The sequence below is a fragment of the Taklimakanibacter deserti genome (genome assembly GCA_003574785.1).
The window spans coordinates 533,180-555,959 of the sequence record QORU01000001.1; the positions used below are offsets into that span (position 1 = coordinate 533,180).

Here is a 22,780-nt window from a genome sequence, read left to right on the forward strand (position 1 = left end):
CCTAGCTGATCCAACCCCTCCAGGCTCACGCTTTTTAGGAAGGAGAGCTTCCCGACCGGTGCAAGGCGTAAAGGGCGATGGCCGCGGCATTCGACACGTTGAGGCTCTTGATCTCGCCCGGCATGTCGAGTCTCGCCACGGTATCGCAGGTCTGCCGCGTCAATTGCCTCAAGCCCTTGCCCTCGGCCCCGAGGACGAGTGCCAAGGGGCGGGAAAGCCGGGCATCGCCAATATCCGCCTCCGCCTCGCTGTCGAGGCCGAGGAGCAGGAAGCCGTAGCCGCGCAGTTCCTCCATGGCACGAGCGAGGTTGGTGACCTTGGAAAAGGGCACATGCTCATAGGCGCCGGAGGCCGATTTGAGCAGAACGCCCGAGGCTTCCGGGCTGTGCCGGGCGGTGGCGATGAGGGCCGTCACCCCGAAAGCGGCACAGCTCCTCATGATGGCCCCGACATTATGGGGGTCGGTCACCTGGTCGAGAAGGACAACCACGCCCTGGCGGGGGATCTGGTCGAGCCTGGGCTGGCGCAAGGGCTTGCAGTCGAGGACGAGACCCTGGTGGACGGCCTCGGGTCCCAGAAGCCGGTCGAGCTCGCGCGGCAGCGCCGGCTCCGGCGTGACGCCGGCCTCAGCGATCTCGGCCGCCAGGCGGTCGGCGGCGTTCTTGGTCGCGAGCAGCCTGATAAACTTGCGTTTCGGGTTCTTGAGGGCCTCGGCGACGGTGTGAACGCCGTAAAGGCGCTCAATTTCATCGCCCGCCGGCGGGGGCTTCTGGTGATCGGCCATGGGCGACCTTATATAGAAAGTCCGTTGCCGCTCAATCCTTGTAAGAATTGGATTAATTGAGGTTGACAGCCTTTGGTGTGACGCGCATAAAGCCGCCACTCAAGGGCCCGGGCAACCCCCGGGCTCGTTGGCGTTTGGCTCAAGCTCAATACGGTGATTCGGGGGAATGTCCCGAGCGGCAAAGGGGGCGGACTGTAAATCCGCTGGCTTCGCCTTCGTAGGTTCGAGTCCTACTTCCCCCACCATCGCTTTGGGGGCAGGGCCTGAACGCCGACTGAGTGGCCGAGGTCTGAGGAGTTCGAGTTCCCGGGCGGGTGTAGCTCAATGGTAGAGCAACAGCCTTCCAAGCTGATGACGGGGGTTCGATTCCCCTCACCCGCTCCAAATTGTTGAAGTCAGAGCCGTAGAACAGGGTTTGTAGAAATGGCCAAAGAGAAGTTCAACCGCGACAAGCCGCATTGCAATATCGGTACGATCGGTCATGTCGATCATGGCAAGACGTCGTTGACGGCGGCGATCACCAAGGTTTTGGCCGAGACGGGTGGTGCGACCTATACGGCCTATGATCAGATCGACAAGGCGCCGGAAGAGAAAGCGCGCGGCATCACCATTTCGACCGCTCACGTCGAGTACCAGACGAAGAACCGGCACTATGCCCATGTCGACTGCCCTGGCCATGCCGACTATGTGAAGAACATGATCACCGGTGCCGCCCAGATGGACGGCGCCATTCTGGTGGTTTCGGCTGCCGACGGCCCGATGCCGCAGACCCGCGAGCACATCCTGCTGGCCCGCCAGGTCGGCGTTCCGGCGCTGGTGGTGTTCATGAACAAGGTGGACATGGTGGACGATCCGGAGCTTCTGGAACTGGTGGAGATGGAAGTCCGCGATCTTCTGACGTCGTATCAGTTCCCGGGCAATGAGATCCCGATCATCAAGGGTTCGGCTTTGATGGCGCTCGAGGGCAAGAACCCCGAGCTTGGCCATGATGCGATCCTGAAGCTGATGGAAGCGGTGGACAGCTATATCCCGCAGCCCGAGCGTCCGAAGGACCAGCCGTTCCTGATGCCGATCGAGGACGTGTTCTCGATCTCGGGCCGCGGCACGGTTGTGACGGGCCGTATCGAGCGCGGCATCGTCAAGGTCGGCGAGGAAGTCGAGATCATCGGCATCCGTCCGACGACGAAGACGACGGTTACGGGTGTTGAGATGTTCCGCAAGCTTCTCGACCAGGGCGAGGCTGGCGACAATGTCGGCGCGCTGTTGCGCGGTGTCGACCGCACGGGTGTTGAGCGTGGGCAGGTCCTGGCGAAGCCGGGTTCGATCACGCCGCACAAGAAGTTCAAGGCCGAGGCCTATATTCTGACGAAGGAGGAGGGTGGCCGTCATACGCCGTTCTTCACCAACTATCGTCCGCAGTTCTACTTCCGCACGACCGATGTGACCGGGGTTGTTTCGCTGCCTGAGGGCACCGAGATGGTTATGCCTGGCGACAATGTGACGATGGATGTGGAGCTGATCACGCCGATTGCGATGGAAGAGAAGCTGCGTTTCGCGATCCGCGAAGGCGGCCGAACCGTCGGCGCCGGCGTCGTCGCCAAGATTGTCGAGTAAACGGAGGCAGGATTAGGGGTGTAGCTCAGTTGGTAGAGCGGCGGTCTCCAAAACCGCAGGCCGGGGGTTCGAGACCCTCCGCCCCTGCCAGTCTCTGAAAGCGAAAGAACAGATGGCCAAGACAAACCCACTCGAATTCCTTCAGGAAGTCCGCCAGGAGGCCAGGAAGATCACCTGGCCGACGCGGAAAGAGACGATGATCACGACCGTCATGGTGCTGATCATGGTGGTCCTGGCCTCCGTCTTCTTCCTGGTCGTCGATGCCGTCCTCAAATGGGGCGTCGAGAAGATGCTGTTCGGGATGTGAGCCGATGACAAAGCGCTGGTACATCGTTCACGCTTATTCGAATTTCGAAAAGAAAGTCGCCGAATCGATCAAGGAACAGTCGGTGGCGAAGGGCCTGGGCGAGCTGTTCGAGGCGGTCCTGGTGCCGACCGAGGAAGTGGTCGAGATCCGCCGCGGCCGCAAGTTCAAGAGCGAGCGCCGTTTCTTCCCAGGCTATGTGCTGGTGAAGATGGAGCTCACCGATCAGGCCTATCACCTGATCAAGAATACCCCGAAGGTGACGGGGTTCCTGGGATCGGACAACAAGCCGATCCCGATCACCGATGCCGAGGCCGCCCGCATCCTGAACCAGGTTCAGGAAGGGATCGAGCGGCCGAAGACATCGATCAGCTTCGAGGTCGGCGAGCAGGTTCGCGTCGCCGACGGCCCGTTCGCTTCCTTCAACGGTCTCGTCGAGGAAGTGGACGAGCAGCGGGAACGGCTCAAAGTGGCGGTTTCCATTTTCGGCCGGCCGACGCCGGTCGAGCTCGAATACGGGCAGGTCGAGAAGATTCGTTGACCTACCTGTTAACGGTGGGAGGCCTCGAAAGCCGGACCACTAACCTCAACTGCCTTCCCAAAAGGAAGGCGAGGGAAAGCAAATGGCTAAGAAAGTAGTCGGATACGTAAAATTGCAAGTTCCGGCGGGACAGGCCAATCCGTCCCCGCCGATCGGTCCCGCGCTCGGTCAGCGCGGCCTCAATATCATGGAATTCTGCAAGGCCTTCAATGCGGCCTCGCAGGGTATGGAGCCGGGCTCGCCGGTGCCGGTGATCATCACCGCCTACCAGGACAAGTCCTTCACCTTCGAGATGAAGGCGCCGCCGGCGTCCTATTTCCTGAAGAAGGCGGCGAAGATCAATGCGGGCTCCAAGGAGCCGGGCAAGGGCGCGCCGGCGGGCCGGGTGACCATGGCCCAGTGCCGTGAGATCGCCGAGAAGAAGATCAAGGGCATGAATGCGCGTGAGCTCGATGCTGCCGCGCGTGAGATTGCCGGTTCCGCCCGCTCGATGGGCCTCGAAGTGGTGGGTGACTGATATGGCCAAGATAGCCAAGCGCATCAAGAAGACGACCGAAGGCCTGAGCCGCGAGAAGTTCTATGGCCTGGGTGAGGCTGTGAAGCTGGTGAAGTCCCGCGCCATCGCCAAGTTCGACGAGACGATCGAGGTCGCGATGAATCTCGGCGTCGATCCGCGCCATGCCGACCAGATGGTCCGCGGCGTGTGCAACCTGCCGAACGGTTCGGGCCGCAAAGTCCGCGTCGCCGTCTTCGCCAAGGGCCCCAAGGCCGAGGAAGCGAAGAAGGCAGGAGCCGACATCGTCGGTGCCGATGATCTCTTCGAGACCGTCAACAAGGGCACGATCGAGTTCGACCGTTGCATCGCGACCCCCGACATGATGGGCCTCGTCGGCCGTCTGGGTAAGGTGCTCGGCCCGCGCGGCATGATGCCGAACCCCAAGGTCGGCACCGTGACCATGGATGTGACGGCAGCCGTCAAGGCGGCCAAGGGTGGTGCTGTCGAGTTCCGCGTCGAGAAGGCCGGCATCGTCCAGGCCGGCGTCGGCAAAGCGAGCTTCTCGGAAGAGCAGATCGCCGGCAACGTCAAGGCCTTCTACGACGCCGTGGTCAAGGCGAAGCCGCAAGGCGCCAAAGGCACCTTTGTCAAGAAAGTGTCCATTTCTTCGACTATGGGCCCCGGCCTCAAGCTCGATATTGCGAGCCTGACGGTCTGACGAGAAACGAGTTTCCGGCTGAAAAGCGAAAATTTTTCAGCCGGTTAGCAGGAAATCTTCGGATTTCTTGCGAACCTGTCCGAGATTGCAGGCGTGGGGATTTTCCCCACTTAAACGTGAAAGCCCGCATGAGATGGGTGTCAAAGAGATCAAAGTTCCCTCTCGGGAACGGAGATCGGTTTGAACCTAGAGACCTCCGTTTCGGCGGAGGGGACAGGCAAATGAGCGCCGCTGAAGCTCATCTGCCGCGTGCAGCCAGGTTTCGGCGGTTGGTCCACCGGCGCCTTCATCCTTGAGGGATGAGGCGTCAACTGAGGAGAGAGCAAGTGGAAAGAGCTGAAAAGAAAGAGCTCGTCACAACGCTCAACAAGGTGTTCCAAACCACCACTGTTGTCGTTGTGGCCCACAATAAGGGCCTCACTGTCAACCAGGTCAATGACCTGCGCGGCAAGATGGCCCAGGCGGGCGCGACCGTGAAGGTCGCGAAGAACCGTCTCGCAAAGCTTGCTCTGGATGGCACGCCCGCAGCCGGGATCAAGGACCTGTTCACCGGTCCGACGATGGTGGCCTATGCCGCCGATCCGGTCGCGGCGCCCAAGGTCGCGGCCGAATTCGCCAAGGGGAATGAGAAGTTCGTCATTCTCGGCGGCGCGCTCGGCAAGACCATCATGGACGCCGCTGCGGTCAAGGCTCTCGCGGAATTGCCCTCGCTCGACCAGCTGAGGGCAAAGCTCATTGGCATGATCCAGACGCCGGCCACCCGCATCGCGGGCGTGGTCCAGGCGCCTGCCGGCCAGTTGGCGCGCGTGATCAACGCCTATGCCACCAAAGACAAGGCTGCCTGACGGCTCGCCTCGAACAAACCTGGTTCAAACCGATTGAAAGTGAGAAAGTAAAATGGCTGATTTGTCGAAAATCGTTGACGAGCTGTCGAGCTTGACGGTCCTCGAGGCCGCCGAGCTGTCGAAGCTCCTGGAAGAGAAGTGGGGCGTCTCCGCCGCAGCACCTGTGGCGGTTGCCGCCGTGGGTGGCGCCGCTGCCGCCGCTCCGGTCGAAGAGAAGACCGAGTTCACGGTCGTCCTCGCCAAGACCGGCGACAAGAAGATCGAAGTCATCAAGGAAGTCCGTGCGATCACGGGCCTTGGCCTCAAGGAAGCCAAGGACCTGGTCGAGGGCGCGCCCAAGCCCGTCAAGGAAGGCGTGAACAAGAAGGACGCCGAAGAGATGAAAAAGAAGCTCGAAGCCGTGGGGGCTTCCGTCGAGCTCAAGTAATGACTATATCACGGGGTCCGGTGATGCGGACCCCGTGATCCAAAACTGGTGTGTGGCAACAGCTTTCTTGAAACCCTGAAAGAAGGGTTTGAAGTAAGCTGTTGAATTGGCTTGTAAAAGCTTTACTTACGAAGGAAGAAACATGGCTGAAGCGCAGACTGTCGCAAGTCGCAAGAGGGTTCGTAAGTTTTTCGGCAAGATCGCGGAAGTCGCGGAAATGCCGAATCTCATCGAAGTTCAGAAGGAATCCTATGATCAGTTCCTTCAGGTAAAGGAACCTGCCGGCGGGCGGGCCAATGAAGGCCTGCAGGCCGTTTTCAAATCGGTTTTCCCGATCAGCGACTTCACCGGTCAGGCCATGCTTGAATTCGTCCGCTACGAGTTCGAGCCGCCGAAATACGACGTCGATGAATGCCAGCAGCGCGGCATGACCTATGCGGCGCCGCTCAAGGTGACGCTGCGTCTGATCGTGTTCGAGGTCGACCAGGACACCGGCGCCAAGTCGGTCAAGGACATCAAGGAGCAGGACGTCTATATGGGCGACATGCCCTTCATGACGTCGAACGGCACCTTCGTCGTCAACGGCACCGAGCGCGTCATCGTCTCCCAGATGCACCGCTCGCCGGGCGTCTTCTTCGACCACGACAAGGGCAAGACCCATTCCTCGGGCAAGCTGCTCTTCGCGGCGCGCATCATCCCCTATCGCGGCTCCTGGCTCGATTTCGAGTTCGACGCCAAGGACATCATCCATGTGCGCATCGACCGCCGCCGCAAGCTGCCGATCACCACGCTGCTCTATGCGCTGGGCCTCGATAGCGAGCAGATTCTCAACTATTTCTACAAGACCGTTCCTTATACCCAGACCAAGGACGGCTGGCGCACGCCCTTCGACCCGCAGCGTTATCGCGGCCAGAAGCCGTCGGTCGACCTCATCGACGCCAAGACCAAGCAGGTCGTGGTCGAGGCCGGCAAGAAGATCACCCCGCGCCTTGCGCGCAAGATCGCCGAGGACGGCGTCAAGGAGCTCTTGGTGCGCGATGAGGATCTCTACGGCCTCTATCTCGCCAAGGAACTGGTCGATGACAGCACCGGTGAGATCTTCGCCGAAGCGGGCGACGAGATCACCGAGAAGCTGCTGAAAGGCCTGACCGAGGCCGGCTATGCCGAGCTCGACATCCTCGACATCGATCACATCAATACCGGCGCCTATATCCGCAACACGCTGAAAGCCGACAAGGTCGAGAGCTACGAGCAGGCGCTGATCGAGATCTACCGCGTGATGCGCCCCGGCGAGCCGCCGACGCGCGAAACGGCCGAAGCGCTGTTCAACGGCCTGTTCTTCGATCCCGAGCGCTACGACCTCTCGGCCGTCGGCCGGGTGAAGATGAACATGCGCCTCGAGCTCGACGCCGCCGACACGGTCAGGGTGCTGCGCCGGGAGGACATCCTCGCGGTCATCAAGACGCTGCACGAGCTGCGCGACGGCAAGGGCGATGTCGACGATATCGACCATCTCGGCAACCGCCGGGTGCGCTCGGTCGGCGAGCTCATGGAGAACCAGTATAGGCTCGGCCTGGTGCGCATGGAGCGCGCCATCAAGGAGCGCATGTCGTCTGTCGATATCGACACCGTCATGCCGCATGACCTGATCAACGCCAAGCCCGCGGCTTCGGCGGTGCGGGAATTCTTCGGCTCCTCGCAGCTGTCGCAGTTCATGGACCAGACCAACCCGCTCTCCGAGATCACCCACAAGCGCCGCCTCTCGGCACTTGGCCCGGGCGGCCTCACCCGCGAGCGCGCCGGCTTCGAAGTGCGCGACGTGCATCCGACCCATTACGGCCGCATCTGCCCGATCGAGACGCCGGAAGGCCCGAATATCGGCCTCATCAATTCGCTCGCGACCTATGCGCGGGTGAACAAATACGGCTTCATCGAGACGCCCTATCGCAAGGTGACGAACGGCAAGGTGACCGACGAGGTGATCTATCTCTCGGCCATCGAGGAGGGCAAGCACCACATCGCCCAGGCCAACGTGCCGCTCACCAAGGACGGCACGTTCGAGGAAGAGCTGGTGGTGGCGCGCCATCACGGCGACGTCCTCACCGTGCCGCGCGAGAAGGTCGACTTCGTCGACGTGTCGCCGAAGCAGCTCGTCTCGGTCGCGGCCGCGCTCATTCCGTTCCTCGAGAATGACGACGCCAACCGCGCGCTGATGGGCTCGAACATGCAGCGCCAGGCGGTGCCGCTGGTGCGCACCAACGCGCCGCTCGTCGGCACCGGCATGGAAGCAGTGGTCGCGCGCGACTCGGGTGCCGCCATCACGGCGCGCCGCACTGGCGTCGTCGACCAGGTCGACGCCAAGCGCATCGTCATCCGCGCCACGGAAGAGACCGATCCGACCAAGTCGGGCGTCGACATCTACACCTTGGCGAAGTTCCAGCGCTCGAACCAGAACACCTGCATCAACCAGCGTCCGCTGGTGCGTGTGGGCGACCAGGTGAAGGCGGGCGACATCATCGCCGACGGTCCCTCGACCGATCTTGGCGACCTGGCGCTCGGCCAGAACGTGCTGGTCGCGTTCATGCCATGGAACGGCTACAACTTCGAAGACTCGATCCTGCTCTCCGAGCGCATCGTGAAGGACGACGTGTTCACCTCCATCCACATCGAGGAATTCGACGTGATGGCGCGCGACACGAAGCTCGGCCCCGAAGAGATCACGCGCGACATCCCGAATGTCGGCGAGGAAGCGCTGAAGAATCTCGACGAAGCCGGCATCGTCTATATCGGCGCGGAAGTGAAGCCGGGCGACATCCTGGTCGGCAAGATCACGCCCAAGGGCGAAAGCCCGATGACGCCCGAGGAGAAGTTGCTACGCGCTATCTTCGGCGAGAAGGCGTCCGATGTCCGCGACACCTCGCTCAAGCTGCCGCCGGGCGTTTCCGGCACCGTCGTCGAAGTGCGCGTCTTCAACCGCCACGGCGTCGACAAGGACGAGCGCGCGCTCGCCATCGAGCGCGAGGAGATCGAGCGTCTCGCCAAGGACCGCGATGACGAGCTCGCGATCCTCGACCGCAACTCCTATGGCCGCGTGCACGACTTCCTGGTCAACAAGCCGGCGACCGGCGGGCCCAAGGGTCACAAGCTCGAAGGCAAGATTACGCCGAAGAACCTCGAGGATATTCCGCGCTCACAGTGGTGGAACATCGCGCTGTCGAACGAGAAGTCGATCGCCGAGCTCGAGGCGATGAAGCAGCAATACGAAGAGTCGAAGAAGCGCCTGGAAAACCGCTTCCTCGACAAGGTCGAGAAGCTGCAGCGCGGCGATGAGCTGCCGCCCGGCGTGATGAAGATGGTCAAGGTCTTCGTCGCGGTGAAGCGCAAGATCCAGCCGGGCGACAAGATGGCCGGCCGGCACGGCAACAAGGGCGTGGTGTCGAAGATCGTCCCGATCGAGGACATGCCGTTCCTCGAGGACGGCACGCATGTCGACATCGTGCTCAATCCCTTGGGTGTGCCGAGCCGCATGAATGTCGGCCAGATCCTCGAGACGCATTTGGGCTGGGCCTGCGCCGGTCTCGGCCGGCAGATCGGCCGGATGCTCGAAGTCTATCGCGAATCGGGCAAGGCCAAGCCGGTGCGCGATCATCTCCACGAGATCTACGGCAAAAACGAGGAGATCGATGGGCTCGACGACGATCAGGTGATCGAGCTCGCCGGCAACCTGACCACGGGTGTGCCGATCGCCACCCCGGTGTTCGACGGTGCGCGCGAGGAAGATATCGCGCATCTGCTGAAGGAAGCGGGTCTGTCCACATCCGGACAGGTCAGGCTGTTCGACGGCAGGACCGGCGAGCCGTTCGATCGCCAGGTGACGGTGGGCTATATCTACATGCTCAAGCTGCATCACCTTGTCGACGACAAGATCCATGCCCGCTCCATCGGCCCCTACAGCCTCGTCACCCAGCAGCCTCTGGGCGGCAAGGCGCAGTTCGGCGGCCAGCGCTTCGGCGAAATGGAAGTGTGGGCGCTCGAAGCCTATGGCGCCGCCTATACCTTGCAGGAAATGCTCACCGTCAAGTCGGACGACGTGGCGGGCCGCACCAAGGTCTATGAGGCGATCGTGCGCGGCGATGACGCGTTCGAAGCCGGCATTCCGGAGAGCTTCAACGTGCTGGTCAAGGAAATGCGCTCGCTGAGCCTCAATGTGGAGCTGCAGAACTCGCAGCAGCAAACGTAATCAATGGGGCAGGGCGGTCACGCCGCCCTGCCACCCTTCAAGTTTCGTCGCGTTCAGACAATCACCCTCGGCGGGGAGGCAAGCCCGCGAAAAGGAGAACAGTGTCCATGAACCAAGAGGTCATGAACATCTTCAACCCGGCTTCACCGCCGCAGACATTCGATCAGATCCGCATCTCGATCGCATCGCCCGAAAAAATCCTGTCCTGGTCTTTCGGCGAGATCAAGAAGCCGGAAACCATCAACTACCGCACCTTCAAGCCGGAGCGGGACGGGCTGTTCTGTGCCCGCATCTTCGGCCCGATCAAGGATTATGAGTGCTTGTGCGGCAAGTACAAGCGGATGAAGTACAAGGGCATCATCTGCGAAAAGTGCGGCGTCGAGGTGACGCTGTCGAAGGTCCGGCGCGAGCGCATGGGCCATATCGAGCTCGCCGCACCCGTCGCCCATATCTGGTTCCTGAAGTCGCTGCCCTCGCGCATCGGCCTCCTGCTCGATATGATGCTCAAGGACATCGAGCGCGTGCTCTATTTCGAGCAGTATATCGTGCTCGAGCCCGGCCTCACGCCGCTCAAGCCTTACAGCCTCCTGACCGAGAGCGAATATCTCAAGGCCCAGGAGGATTACGGCGAGGATTCGTTCACCGCCGGCATCGGCGCCGAAGCGGTGCGCGAGATGCTGATGTCGATCAATCTCGAGAAGTTGCGCGATGAGCTGCGCGAGGAGCTCAAGGTCGCGACCGGCGACCTCAAGCCCAAGAAGCTCGCCAAGCGCCTCAAGATCGTCGAGTCCTTCATCGAATCCGGCAACCGTCCGGAATGGATGATCCTGACCGTCGTGCCGGTCATCCCGCCGGAACTGCGCCCGCTCGTGCCGCTCGACGGCGGCCGCTTCGCGACCTCCGACCTGAACGACCTCTATCGCCGCGTCATCAACCGCAACAACCGCCTGAAGCGGCTGATCGAGCTCAGGGCGCCCGACATCATCGTGCGCAACGAGAAGCGCATGCTGCAGGAAGCGGTCGACGCCTTGTTCGACAACGGCCGGCGCGGCCGCGTCATCACCGGCGCCAACAAGCGCCCGCTGAAGTCGCTCGCCGACATGCTGAAGGGCAAGCAGGGCCGCTTCCGCCAGAACCTGCTCGGCAAGCGCGTCGACTATTCGGGCCGCTCGGTCATCGTGGTCGGCCCCGAGCTCAAGCTGCATCAGTGCGGCCTGCCGAAGAAGATGGCGCTCGAGCTGTTCAAGCCGTTCATCTATTCGCGCCTCGACGCCAAGGGCCTCTCGGCCACCGTCAAGCAGGCGAAGAAGCTGGTCGAGAAGGAGAAGCCGGAAGTCTGGGATATCCTCGATGAGGTCATCCGCGAGCATCCGGTGCTCTTGAACCGCGCGCCGACGCTCCACCGTCTCGGCATCCAGGCCTTCGAGCCGGTGCTGATCGAGGGCAAGGCGATCCAGCTCCATCCCCTGGTCTGCGCCGCCTTCAACGCCGACTTCGACGGCGACCAGATGGCCGTGCACGTGCCCTTGTCGCTGGAAGCCCAGCTCGAAGCGCGCGTGCTCATGATGTCGACCAACAACATCCTGCATCCGGCCAATGGTCAGCCGATCATCGTGCCGTCGCAGGACATCGTTCTCGGCCTCTACTATCTGTCGATCATGCGCCAGAACGAGCCGGGCGAGGGCAAGGCCTTCGGCTCGATCGCCGAGATCGATCATGCCCTGTCGGAAGGCGTCATCACGCTGCACACCAAGATCAAGGGTCGCGTCAAGGAAATGAACGCCGACGGCGAGATCAGGACACGCATCGTCGAGACCACGCCCGGCCGCATGAAGATCGGCGAGCTCCTGCCCAAGAACAAGGGCGTCAGCTACGACCTGTGCAACCGGCTGATGACCAAGCGCGACATCTCGCGCATGATCGATGCCGTCTATCGCCATTGCGGTCAGAAGGAAACGGTCATCTTCTGCGACCGCGTCATGGGCCTCGGCTTCTACAACGCCTACAAGGCGGGTATTTCCTTCGGCAAGGACGACATGGTCATCCCCGGCACGAAGGAGAAGTTCGTCAACGAGACGCGCGAGCTCGCGACCGAATACGAGCAGCAGTATATCGACGGTCTCATCACCCAGGGTGAGAAGTACAACAAGGTCGTCGATGCCTGGGCCAAGTGCACCGATCGCGTCGCCGACGAGATGATGAAGCAGATCTCCTCCGTGCAGGTGGACAAGGAGTCGGGCCGCGAGAAGCCGATCAACTCCATCTACATGATGAGCCATTCGGGTGCGCGCGGCTCGCCGGCGCAGATGAAGCAGCTCGCCGGCATGCGCGGCCTGATGGCGAAGCCGTCGGGCGAGATCATCGAAACGCCGATCATCTCCAACTTCAAGGAAGGCCTCACCGTTCTCGAGTACTTCAACTCGACTCACGGCGCCCGCAAGGGCCTCGCCGACACGGCGCTCAAGACGGCCAATTCCGGCTATCTGACCCGCCGCCTCGTCGACGTGGCGCAGGACTGCATCATCACGACGGAAGATTGCGGCACCAAGTCCGCGATCACCGCGCGACCGATCATCGATGCGGGTGAAGTCATCGCCTCGCTCGGCCTGCGTATTCTCGGCCGCACCGCGGCGGACGACATCAAGGATCCGGCGTCGGGCGATGTCATCGTCCCGGCGGGCGAGGAGATCCTCGAAGCCCATGTCGAGCAGATCGAGAAGGCCGGCATCCAGGAAGCCCGCATCCGCTCGGTCTTGACGTGCGAGACCAAGTTCGGCGTGTGCGCCAAGTGCTATGGGCGCGATCTCGCCCGCGGTACGCCCGTCAATATGGGTGAAGCGGTCGGCGTCATCGCCGCCCAGTCGATCGGCGAGCCGGGCACCCAGCTCACCATGCGCACCTTCCATATCGGCGGCACGGCGCAGGTGCTCGACCAGTCCTTCGTCGAGTCGAACCACGAGGGCAAGATCAGGTTCCGCAACAAGAACGTGGTCAGGGACTCGTCTGGCAAGCTCATCGTCATGGGCCGCAACGTCGCCATCGTCATCGAAGACGCCAAGGGCAACGAGCGCGCCGTCCACAAGGTGACCTATGGCACGCGGCTGTTCGTCGATGAGGGCGATCAGGTCAAGCGCGGCACCAAGCTCGCCGAGTGGGATCCCTATACGCGTCCGATCATGACCGAGGCCGACGGCACGGTCGAGTTCGAGGACGTCGTCGAGGGCGTGTCGGTGAACGAAATCGCCGACGAGGCGACCGGCATCACCAACCGCGTGATCATCGACTGGCGCAGCAATCAGCGGGGCTCCTCGCTGAAGCCTGCCATCGTGATCAAGGACGCCGACGGCAAGGTGGCGAAGCTCGCCCGCGGCGGCGAAGCCCGCTATCTGCTCTCGGTCGATGCCATTCTGTCGGTCGATCCGGGCGCCAAGATGAAGGCCGGCGACGTGCTCGCGCGCATCCCGCTCGAAAGCGCCAAGACCCGCGACATCACCGGCGGTCTGCCGCGTGTCGCGGAGCTGTTCGAGGCGCGCAAGCCCAAGGACCATGCGATCATCGCCGAAATCTCGGGCCGCGTCGAATTCGGGCGCGACTACAAGAACAAGCGGCGCATCCGCATCGTCCCGCAGGACGACTCGGTCGAGCCGGTCGAGTATCTGATCCCCAAGGGCAAGCATCTGCCGGTGCAGGAAGGCGACTTCATCGAGAAGGGCGAATACATCCTCGACGGCAATCCCGCACCGCACGACATCCTGGCGATCAAGGGCGTGGAGGAACTCGCCTCCTACCTCGTCAACGAGATCCAGGAAGTCTACCGGCTGCAGGGTGTGAGCATCAACGACAAGCACATCGAGGTGATCGTCCGCCAGATGCTGCAGAAGGTCGAGATCACCGCCACGGGTGAATCGACGCTGCTGCCGGGCGAGCAACTCGACCAGGTCGAGCTCGACGACATCAACGACAAGCTGATCGCCGAAGGGCGCAAGCCCGCCTCCGGCGTCCCGGTGCTGCTCGGCATCACCAAGGCGTCGCTGCAGACCCGCTCGTTCATCTCGGCGGCGTCGTTCCAGGAGACGACCCGCGTGCTGACCGAAGCCTCGGTCGTCGGCAAGGTCGACACGCTCGAAGGCCTCAAGGAGAACGTCATCGTGGGCCGCCTCATCCCGGCCGGCACCGGCGGGATGCTGTCGCGCTTCAAGCAGGTGGCCGACCGGCGCGACACGCTCATCCTCGAGGAGCAGGCCAAGGGCAACGAGGTCCTGCCCGCCGCCGAATAAGCGGCGCGCGATACGAAATCAAAAGCCCGGCGGAGCGATCCGCCGGGTTTTTTATTTGAAGAGCCTGAGTCCGTTCTCGCCCCAGGGTGCAGTGCAGCAAAGAACAGGGATTATCAGGGATTATCAGGGAATTTTTTCGAAAAGGATTCCGATCCCAGCAATATCAATGAGTTGGAAAACCGATCAGGGAATTTTGCATCACGGAGCAGGGAATTTGGCCGGGAACTTCAGTGGTTCATCGTGTGTCCCGGGACGACCCTCGGCGTGCACCTTCCCATCGTGACATTTCCCAAATCCCACGGCTTGGCCCACGATTGCAAGCAAAGAATTTCCAGCGGGCTTCGCTAAAACGCTCCACCGCCGGCTCCGATATTCTGTCCGGTGATCCAGCGCCCGGCCTCGCTTGCCAGGAACACGGCCACATCGGCAATATCCGATGGATCGCCGATACGATTGAATGGCGATATGGCGGCTGCTTTCTCGCGATAGCGGTCCTGCATCATATCCGTCTCCGTCGGGCCGGGGGAGATGATGTTCACCGTGATGTTCCGTTTGCCCAGCTCCCATGACAGGCAACGCACGAACTGCTCCACGGCACCTTTGCTGCCGAGATACAGCGACTGATCGGGGAAGAACATCCTGGTTCCACCCGTCGAAGTGACGATGATGCGCCCGCCGTCTCTCAGCCGCCTTGCCGCTTCCTTCAGCGTGAAGAACACGCCCTTCGCGTTGGTGTCGAAGATCCGGTCATAGTCCTCTTCGCTGCAGTCCATGAGCGGCTTGACGATGATGTCCGCGGCATTGGCCACCACAATGTCCAGGATGCCGACCGTTTCCTGGGCCTCGTCGAACAGGCGCGCCACTTCCGCCGGCCGCGACAGATCCGCTTTGATCGCCACGGCCTTTCCCTTCGCGGCGGCAATCGTTCGCACGACCTCCTCGGCACGCGAGGCGTTTCTGACATAACCGATCGCGACCTTTGCGCCATGAGTGGCCAGCCCGATCGCGACCGCGCGGCCGATGCCGCGAGATCCGCCAGTAACCAGGGCATTCTTATCCCGGAGCGGGCCTTGCATGTCCGAGCCCCTTGCTTCTGCGGCTCTCGCCGTTCACGAACGTGCTGAACGCTCGCCCATTCCCGCGTGCCAGTCAATGCCACGGCTGGCCGTGCGATCGTCTCGACGAGCGTAGTTTCGATTTGCCGTAGCCTACTGGGTTATGGCTGGATCCGCACCCACGCGCCAATTTCCGAGCGGCCAACAACGATGCCGCCGCCGATCGCGACCTCCTGGACCAGACGATCGGCGAGCGTATCGATGCCGATCTCGGCGGCAGTCGCCACGCCCTGTTTCTCCATTGTCGGCGCCATAACGAGGGCAAGGTCGGCCATTGCGCGCAACCATTCGGCAGCGCTCACGGCGTCGCCGATAACGGCCTGCATGCGCATCGTCGGCGGGGGCAGGCCGGCGTCGACGAAGGCACGGTGCAATCGAGCGCTCATGTCTATGTTCGTGCCGGCGCGGTCGAAGGTGTCGCTGATCCAGCGGCAGCAGCGATCATAGGTGGGCGCGGCGGGAACCGAGCGCACGAAACTCCAATCCATCTCGTGAAACACAATCACGCCGCCCGGACGCAGATGCCTGGCGAGCTTGCGCAGCATGGCATCGGGATCGGCCTGGCACCACAAGACATAGCGGCCCACGATCGCATCGAATGGGCGTTCGAACTCCATATCCGCGGGATCGCCCTGGCGAAACACCACTTGCGCAAGACCACGCGCAGCAGCAGCCTCGTTTGCTGTCGCCACGGCCGTCGGCGCTAAATCGGTTCCGACTACTTCCCCGGACGGTCCCACCAGTTCGGCAGCGAGGAAGGCAACAACGCCCGTCCCGCTGCCGACGTCGAGCACGCGCATGCCCGGCAAGATGTTAGCGTGGTGGAAGTAGTCGCGCGTTGTCGGACCTATAAGGCGTTCCTGGCGAGCTAAGCGTTCCAGCTCGAACGCTGAATGCCCGAGTACGTAGTCAGGATTCGTCATGGCTGCCGCCTTCCCCACAGGATAGTGCTCCCCATCCTATCTTGGCACGGACTCTTGCCACACGCACTCGCGAAGCGATGGGATCCACTCGTCATGCGCTACGGCTTTCACCCAAGCGTGCTCTACGATCCGGCGGCGAAATCGATACGCCCATGACCGCCGCCGGCATTGCCCACCGCTACCGCGGGCTCGCTCAGGAGCAGGGCCTGAAGCATCCCGACGAGATCGCCAACGCGGTGCTGTTCCTCGCCTCCGACGACTCGTCGTTCATGACCGGCGCTATGATGTCCGTCGATGGCGGCAGCACGGCGGCGTAGATGTTACGCCGATCAGGCGCCTTTCTCCTTGCGATGCGCCTCAGCCAGTTCAGCCAGGCTCTTGAAATGGAAATCGACCGTGGGCGGCTTTGCCACCTTCGCGGTGGCGCCGCTGCCCTGCTTGCCATAGCGCCGGTCGATCCAGGCGCGGGCGAGGCCGGCCTTCTCGGCCGGGACATGGTCATGATGCAGGCTCTGGGCGGTGTGTAGGATCTCGGCTTTGCGGATGTCGAGGTCGGCTTCGACATGATCGATCAGGTAGGCAAAATTGCGCGGGTCCGGCTTGTAGGAGCCGACATCCTCGGCGGTGTAGACGGCATCGAAGGTCACGCCGAGCTTCTTGTTGCTGGTGGCGAAGCTCTTGCGGTCGACATTCGACAGGATGACGAGCTTGAAGTGGCGCTTGAGATAGGCGAGCGCCTCCACGGAATCGGGGAAGGCCGGCCAGTCAGGGATCGAATCGCCAAAGCGGTCATGCAGGTCGGCATGCGTGTGGACGCCCCATGACTTCGCCATGCGCGAATGGATCACCGCGAGCAAGGTCGAATAGCGCAGCGACGGGGTTTCCAGCTCTTGTTCGGTCTCCAGGCGGCCGAAGATGTCGAGTGCTTCCTCGCGGCCAATATCCAGCCGGCCGGCGGTCAGGAGCGGCTGCAGTGCGTTCCACAATCCAGTCTCCCAGTCGATCAGCGTTCCATAGCAGTCGAATGTCAGCGCCTTGAAATCGCTCAGCTTCATTTCGCGATCCTCCTCATGAAGACGGCAGAGTAGCGCAAGTCCCGCCGTCTGTGATGAGCCGAAGCTCCGGCGGGCTTAGCTTAAGCTGCGACGGCCGGTGCGAAACTCGGACGGCGTCACGCCGAAGCGCTGCCGGAACAGCCGGTTGAAGGAGGAGACATTCTGGTAGCCCAGACCATAGGCGATCTCGGCGATGGGATCGGCTGTGGTGACAAGCCGGTCGACGGCGCGGTCGAGCAGCTTGCTCAGCCGATATTGCTTCGGCGATTGCCCGGTCGTCGCGCGGAACAAGGCGTGGAACTGGCTTTGACCCAGGCCGGCGGCGCGCGCCATCTCCGCCACGCCGGTCTCCTCTTGCCCTTGGGCAACGGCGAGAATGCGTTTGTCGGCGGGCGGAGCGGAAGTGGGCTTGACGAGCTGCAGGCTGGTAAGCGCCAGGCGCGCGACATCATCGGCCCGCCGCGCATCGGCCTCGACCTCGGCGCCGAGCTGGCGGAACAGACGCCACAGCCAGGGCTCCAGGCGCGTGACGATGGGGCCCTCGCCCTTGAGAACGGTGGGCAACGCGCCCTGGGCGAGCGTCGCTGCCTCGACGTCGAGCACGAACATGTTGCAATCGGCGCTCGGCATGAAGTCATGCACGCTCTCTTGTGGGATGACGGCAAGGCAATGGCTCGATACGACGCCCGACCGGCCTTCGATGTCGATGCGCATCGAACCTTTGAGCGGCACCAGGAACTGGCAATAGTCGTGGCGATGCCGGTCGCCGCCGGCATACTGCCTGATCTCGAGCTGGGCTGACATGTGGCTTCCCTGTCTTTACCGACTTGGGTGGTATTTAGCTCAAACAGCCGCGTTCCAATAAGCGGCGATGCCTTTGGCGGCGGAGAGGACTGCCAGCACGGCAAGGAGGATGAGCACCCATTTGCGGAAGCTGGCGGGATCGGCCGATTTGAAGCTGCGGGCGCCCATCCAGTTGCCGATGATGAGGGCCGGCAGGAAGAGCAGCGCCAGATAGACCGTGTCCCAGGTGATCAGGGCCTCTTGGCTCAAGAAGGCGAGGCCGATCAGATCGGTCATCAGGAAATAGGCGATGAGCGAGGCGCGGCCGGCATCATGCCCGGCGGGCGAGGCGAAATAGAACAGGATCGCCGGCGGGCCGCCAATGCCGAAGGCGCCATTGGCGAGACCTGATGCCGCGCCGACCGTGCCCGAAGCGGCGGTGCCCGGCATCGTCTTGAGCGCAAATCCCCGGAACAGGAACCAGACGGCGGTCAGAACGAAGAGAGCGAGCGCCACTTGCATCGGGGGTGCCGGCATGTTGGCAAGAAGCCAGACGCCGAGCGGCGTACCGATGGCGCAGCCGATGATCAAAGGCGCCAGCGAGCGCCAGTGGATGTCCTTCCAGATTCCGGGGAGGAGATGCAGGCTCGCCGCGATTTCAAGCATGAAGATCGCCGGGATGAAGGTCGCGGGCGCCATCAACAGGGACAGCGCGGTGATCACCAGGAGGGAGAAGCCGAAGCCCAAATAGCCGCGCACGATGGCGGCCAGGAAGACAAAGAATGACCCCAGGCCGAGGACGAGTGGTGACATGGGGGACGGGTTCAGTAGCCGGCGAAACAGCGGTCGAGCGCGTCCTCGACCAAGGCGACGTCTTCCTTCGTCACGCACATCGGCGGCACCATGCGCAGGATGTTGCGGTTGGCGCCCGACTTCGACACCACGATGCCGTTCTCGCGAGTCTTCTCGAAGATCTCGGCCGTCTCCTTGGTCGCCGGCGTCTTGCTCTTGCGGTCGGTGACGAGCTCGATCGCCAGCATCAGGCCATGGCCGCGAACATCGCCGATGATCTCATATTTCTGGTGCAGACGGTGGAGCACCGATTTGAGCTCGGCGCCCACCGTCCTGGAATTCTGCTGCAGCTTCTCCTCGTCGATGACTTGGAGCACGGCACGGCCCGCGGCACAGGCCATGGGACTTGCGCCATAGGTGTTGAAGAAGAATTTTTTGGCCAGGCTCTCGGCGACATCCCGGCGCGCCACCACCGCGGCGAGCGGGAAGCCATTGCCGATGCCCTTGGCCATGACGACGATCTCGGGGAGGACGCCGTGATGCTCGAAGGCCCAGAAATTGTCGCCGGTGCGCCCGAAGCCCGACTGCACCTCATCGATGATGCACACGCCGCCGGCATCGCGCACCTTGCGCACGGCCGCCTTGAGATAGCCTTCCGGCAATTCGACGATGCCGCCATAGCCCTGGATGGGCTCGACGATGATGCCGGCGAGCTTGCCCGGCGTCGCAAATTGGATGGTGCGGTCGATCTCGGCGAGATAGGCCTCTGTGTCGTCGTCGAAGATGCCGCGATAAGGATCGGGATTGGCGATGTGGTGGATGCCGCCGAGGAGGGGGATCGAATGGCGGAAGCCCGAGATGCCGGTCAGCGACTGGGCGCCGATCGTGGCGCCGTGATAGGCGTTGCGCAGCGCCAGCATGTCGATATTGCCGGTAAAGGTCTGGGCCATGATGAGAGCGAGATCGATGGCCTCGGTGCCGCTATTGGTGAAATGCACCACCCAGTCCTGGCCCTTGGGCATGCGTCCCGCCAGTTCCTCGGCGAAATGGGCCGGCACGGGGTGATAGAACATCGTCGTACAATGCTGGAGTGCCCGAATCTGCTCCTCGACGGCCCGAGTCACGGTAGGGTGGGCATGGCCGACCGAAATGCAGACATTCATGCCGAGGAGGTCGAGATATTTCCTGCCCTTCTCGTCCCAGAGATACTGGCGCTCGCCACGCGCGAAGATGAGCGGCGTCTTATAGGGGACGAAGGCGCGCTGCGAAGCGGCGTAATATTTGTCCCGGCGGGCGATGATTGCATCGCCCGACCAATCGGTAGCGAGTTCTGCCATGGAGACCTCCCGGATCTTGGAGAGGCAGTCTTTGCCGATTTGCGTAAGGATTCTAGGGCCAGCGTGAAATGAAAACGGGGCCATACGGCCCCGTGTTATGTTGCCTTTACGTAAGAAATTGTGTCAATTGGCCGCCACGATCGCAGCTTCGGGCTCGATCAGGCCAATGAGGGCCCCCGCTGAATCGGTCACGACCGCAAGCTTGCCGACACCCGGAACGAGGGCCGAGGCGCGCATGACCTCGCCGCCTTCGCGGACCGTATCCTCTTCGGCTTTTTCGATGTCGGCCACCGTCAGATAGGTCATCCAGTGAGACGGAATGTCGGAGAATTGGGGGGAGGTGAGCTCGAAAATGCCGCCTACAGGCTTGTTATCCTTGCGGGCGATCCAATAGCTGCCGCCATCGGGAAGCGTCGTCGAATCGAATTTCCACCCTAGGGTGCGACCATAGAAGGCGAGTGCGACTTCGGGTTCCCAGGTATTGAGTTCATGCCACCAGGCGGGCTGCGCCAGCATCATCGATAATCTCCCTCTCGAAGGTCTGGTTCCGCCGTCCGGAAGTGATCATGGCGGGGGGAATGGGCGAAGATGTGGCACGATCGGGGCAATTTACCCGTTCTGCCTACTCATTTCGCCCAGTTGACGATCGCCAATGGGGGCTTTAGCCGCTCATAGTGGCGGCTGTTGTTCGTGACGAGGACAGCTCCCGCCGCCAGGGAATGAGCCGCTATCATCATATCCAGCTCGCCGATCGGCTGACCGCTGGAGATCAGCCGGTGGCGGATATCGGCGTAATTATCGGCAGCGTCAGATCCCCAAGAAAACACTCGAATCATTTGCAGAAACCGATGTACGCCAACTTGCAGCCTGTGGCCGGATTCGAGCCGCTTCAGGCCGTAGAGCAGCTCCGCACGGGTGATGACAGAGATGCAAATGTCGGTTGGCGGTAACGCAGTGAGCTTTTCGATGATCGCGAGCGAACGTCCCTTGATGACGTAGCTCGCCATATCGGTGTCGAGCATGTGAAGCATGGTTCAGTCTTCGGCGAGGACATTGCGCTCGACAGGCAGGGTGTTCATCGGGCGTTCGGCCATGAAATCTTCCGGAACATCAATAGTCTTCATCAGTTCAAAGAAATCGGCCCAAGCATGAGCGCCGGGGCGCGCCGAAAGAATGACATCCCCGGTGCGCTCATCACGGCTGATATAGACCTCGTCACCTTCGAAGCGATAATCGGCCGGCAGCCTGACCGCTTGGCTGGCGCCGTTCTTGAAGAGCTTGGCTGTTCTGATTTCCGTCATCTGAAAATCTCCTCCATGGAGTATATACTCATGTATATACTCTCGATCCGCGACAGCTTCAATGACCAGCGGAGCCTGCGGCATAAATAGCGTAATTTTCTTGCTTTCGGGGGTTGACGGGGTGGGAGCGCGCCAGTATGTTCCGCGCGTTTTCAGGCGGCAGGCAGTAGGTGCTTCGCGCACCTAAACGCTGGCGGAAAACACACTTTGAACATTCAAGGTCAAGACCACAAGGCCTGCCGGCTGTGGTCCTCTGGTTTTGAGGCGCTGTGCACCTTCATGAGCCCGGTGCGCCAGCGCTTTTGGTCATGCGCGATGGCTACATCGTTCGGGCTCAGAACAGTTTTGCGAAGGTAGAGACAAGGCCCGATGCCGACGATCAACCAGCTCATCCGCAAGCCGCGCTCCGCGCCCACTTATCGGAGCAAGGTGCCAGCGATGCAGTCATGCCCGCAGAAGCGCGGCGTCTGCACGCGCGTCTACACGACCACACCGAAGAAGCCCAACTCGGCTCTCAGGAAAGTGGCGCGCGTCCGCCTGACCAATGGCTTCGAAGTCACGAGCTACATCCCGGGCGAGGGTCACAATCTGCAAGAGCACTCGGTGGTCATGATTCGCGGCGGCCGCGTGAAGGACCTTCCGGGCGTTCGCTATCACATCATCCGCGGCGTGCTCGATACCCAAGGTGTCGTGAAGCGCCGTCAACGCCGTTCGAAATACGGCGCCAAGCGTCCGAAATAAGGGGAGATCCAGACCATGTCGCGCCGCCATCGCGCTGATAAGAGAGAGATCAACCCGGATCCGAAGTTCGGCGATCTCATCGTTTCCAAATTCATGAACAACCTGATGTATGAAGGCAAGAAGTCGGTCGCCGAATCGATCGTCTACGGGGCCTTCGACAAGATCCACGGCAAGACCAAGCAGGATCCGCTCACCGTCTTCCACCAGGCTCTCGACAATGTGAGCCCGGCGATCGAAGTGCGCTCCCGCCGCGTCGGCGGCGCCACCTACCAGGTGCCGGTCGAAGTGCGCTCCGAGCGCCGCCAGGCCCTCGCCATCCGGTGGATCATCATTGCCGCGCGCGCCCGCAACGAGAACACCATGGTCGACCGCCTGTCGGGCGAGCTCATGGATGCCGCCAACAACCGCGGCACCGCCGTCAAGAAACGCGAAGACACGCACCGCATGGCTGAAGCGAACCGCGCCTTCTCGCACTATCGCTGGTAAG

General features: G+C 62.1%; 22 protein-coding genes and 3 tRNA genes. 15 read left to right on the forward strand and 10 right to left on the reverse strand.

Annotation, left to right across the window (positions count from 1 at the left end; genetic code table 11):
• Positions 1-34: 34 nt before the first annotated feature.
• Positions 35-784, reverse strand: a complete 750-nt coding sequence (rlmB, locus tag DS839_RS02600; RefSeq protein ID WP_119268706.1) for a 23S rRNA (guanosine(2251)-2'-O)-methyltransferase RlmB — start codon at positions 782-784, stop codon at positions 35-37.
• Positions 785-944: 160 nt separating this feature from the next.
• Between rlmB and DS839_RS02605 the strand changes: the two genes are divergently transcribed.
• From DS839_RS02605 to rpoC, 12 genes are all read left to right on the forward strand, one after another.
• Positions 945-1,029, forward strand: a tRNA-Tyr gene (locus DS839_RS02605).
• A 65-nt stretch (positions 1,030-1,094) separates the two neighbouring features.
• Positions 1,095-1,168, forward strand: a tRNA-Gly gene (locus tag DS839_RS02610).
• Positions 1,169-1,207: 39 nt separating this feature from the next.
• Entirely contained in the window at positions 1,208-2,398 is a 1,191-nt protein-coding gene (gene tuf, locus DS839_RS02615) for an elongation factor Tu (protein ID WP_119268707.1), read from the forward strand.
• A 14-nt stretch (positions 2,399-2,412) separates the two neighbouring features.
• Positions 2,413-2,488: transfer RNA gene (locus DS839_RS02620), tRNA-Trp, on the forward strand.
• A gap of 22 nt (positions 2,489-2,510) precedes the next feature.
• Positions 2,511-2,705 carry a preprotein translocase subunit SecE gene (gene secE / locus DS839_RS02625; RefSeq protein ID WP_119268708.1) on the forward strand — a complete coding sequence of 65 codons (195 nt, stop codon included), beginning with the start codon at positions 2,511-2,513 and terminating at the stop codon, positions 2,703-2,705.
• Between the two features lie 4 nt (positions 2,706-2,709).
• Entirely contained in the window at positions 2,710-3,243 is a 534-nt protein-coding gene (nusG, locus tag DS839_RS02630; protein WP_119268709.1) for a transcription termination/antitermination protein NusG, read from the forward strand.
• An 82-nt stretch (positions 3,244-3,325) separates the two neighbouring features.
• The gene (rplK, locus tag DS839_RS02635; RefSeq protein WP_119268710.1) at positions 3,326-3,760 is read left to right on the forward strand and encodes a 50S ribosomal protein L11; all 435 of its coding nucleotides are present in this window, start codon (positions 3,326-3,328) and stop codon (positions 3,758-3,760) included.
• Position 3,761: 1 nt separating this feature from the next.
• The gene (rplA, locus tag DS839_RS02640; RefSeq protein ID WP_119268711.1) at positions 3,762-4,457 is read left to right on the forward strand and encodes a 50S ribosomal protein L1; all 696 of its coding nucleotides are present in this window, start codon (positions 3,762-3,764) and stop codon (positions 4,455-4,457) included.
• Between the two features lie 326 nt (positions 4,458-4,783).
• On the forward strand, positions 4,784-5,302 hold the full coding sequence (gene rplJ, locus DS839_RS02645) for a 50S ribosomal protein L10 (protein WP_119268712.1): 519 nt from the start codon (positions 4,784-4,786) through the stop codon (positions 5,300-5,302).
• A 52-nt stretch (positions 5,303-5,354) separates the two neighbouring features.
• A complete protein-coding gene (gene rplL, locus DS839_RS02650) occupies positions 5,355-5,729 on the forward strand; it encodes a 50S ribosomal protein L7/L12 (protein ID WP_119268713.1) in 375 nt (124 codons plus the stop codon).
• Positions 5,730-5,871: 142 nt separating this feature from the next.
• Positions 5,872-9,969, forward strand: coding sequence for a DNA-directed RNA polymerase subunit beta (rpoB, locus tag DS839_RS02655; protein WP_119268714.1), 4,098 nt, complete (start codon positions 5,872-5,874; stop codon positions 9,967-9,969).
• A 107-nt stretch (positions 9,970-10,076) separates the two neighbouring features.
• A complete protein-coding gene (gene rpoC / locus DS839_RS02660; RefSeq protein ID WP_119268715.1) occupies positions 10,077-14,246 on the forward strand; it encodes a DNA-directed RNA polymerase subunit beta' in 4,170 nt (1,389 codons plus the stop codon).
• Between the two features lie 344 nt (positions 14,247-14,590).
• Here rpoC and DS839_RS02665 read toward each other — a convergent pair whose 3' ends face one another.
• Both DS839_RS02665 and DS839_RS02670 read right to left on the reverse strand, forming a co-directional pair.
• Positions 14,591-15,322: an SDR family oxidoreductase gene (locus tag DS839_RS02665; protein WP_119268716.1), complete on the reverse strand. Its 732-nt coding sequence runs from the start codon at positions 15,320-15,322 to the stop codon at positions 14,591-14,593.
• 140 nt (positions 15,323-15,462) lie between these two features.
• Positions 15,463-16,284, reverse strand: a complete 822-nt coding sequence (locus tag DS839_RS02670) for a class I SAM-dependent methyltransferase (RefSeq protein WP_119268717.1) — start codon at positions 16,282-16,284, stop codon at positions 15,463-15,465.
• Positions 16,285-16,361: 77 nt separating this feature from the next.
• On the opposite strand from DS839_RS02670, the gene DS839_RS36855 reads away from it, so the two are divergent.
• Positions 16,362-16,601, forward strand: coding sequence for an SDR family oxidoreductase (locus DS839_RS36855; protein WP_368911075.1), 240 nt, complete (start codon positions 16,362-16,364; stop codon positions 16,599-16,601).
• A gap of 12 nt (positions 16,602-16,613) precedes the next feature.
• Here DS839_RS36855 and DS839_RS02680 read toward each other — a convergent pair whose 3' ends face one another.
• From DS839_RS02680 to DS839_RS02710, 7 genes are all read right to left on the reverse strand, one after another.
• On the reverse strand, positions 16,614-17,339 hold the full coding sequence (locus tag DS839_RS02680) for a haloacid dehalogenase type II (protein ID WP_119268718.1): 726 nt from the start codon (positions 17,337-17,339) through the stop codon (positions 16,614-16,616).
• 75 nt (positions 17,340-17,414) lie between these two features.
• Entirely contained in the window at positions 17,415-18,143 is a 729-nt protein-coding gene (locus tag DS839_RS02685; protein WP_119268719.1) for a helix-turn-helix domain-containing protein, read from the reverse strand.
• 39 nt (positions 18,144-18,182) lie between these two features.
• A complete protein-coding gene (locus DS839_RS02690) occupies positions 18,183-18,935 on the reverse strand; it encodes a sulfite exporter TauE/SafE family protein (protein ID WP_119268720.1) in 753 nt (250 codons plus the stop codon).
• A gap of 11 nt (positions 18,936-18,946) precedes the next feature.
• Entirely contained in the window at positions 18,947-20,251 is a 1,305-nt protein-coding gene (locus DS839_RS02695; protein ID WP_119268721.1) for an aspartate aminotransferase family protein, read from the reverse strand.
• A gap of 123 nt (positions 20,252-20,374) precedes the next feature.
• Positions 20,375-20,770, reverse strand: coding sequence for a VOC family protein (locus DS839_RS02700; protein ID WP_119268722.1), 396 nt, complete (start codon positions 20,768-20,770; stop codon positions 20,375-20,377).
• A 107-nt stretch (positions 20,771-20,877) separates the two neighbouring features.
• Positions 20,878-21,273 carry a PIN domain-containing protein gene (locus tag DS839_RS02705; protein WP_368911077.1) on the reverse strand — a complete coding sequence of 132 codons (396 nt, stop codon included), beginning with the start codon at positions 21,271-21,273 and terminating at the stop codon, positions 20,878-20,880.
• 12 nt (positions 21,274-21,285) lie between these two features.
• On the reverse strand, positions 21,286-21,552 hold the full coding sequence (locus DS839_RS02710; protein WP_119268724.1) for an antitoxin: 267 nt from the start codon (positions 21,550-21,552) through the stop codon (positions 21,286-21,288).
• Positions 21,553-21,921: 369 nt separating this feature from the next.
• Here DS839_RS02710 and rpsL point away from each other — a divergent pair, with 369 nt between their 5' ends.
• Entirely contained in the window at positions 21,922-22,293 is a 372-nt protein-coding gene (rpsL, locus tag DS839_RS02715; RefSeq protein ID WP_119268725.1) for a 30S ribosomal protein S12, read from the forward strand.
• A gap of 15 nt (positions 22,294-22,308) precedes the next feature.
• Positions 22,309-22,779, forward strand: coding sequence for a 30S ribosomal protein S7 (gene rpsG / locus DS839_RS02720; protein WP_119268726.1), 471 nt, complete (start codon positions 22,309-22,311; stop codon positions 22,777-22,779).
• The last annotated feature ends 1 nt before the right edge of the window (position 22,780 follow it).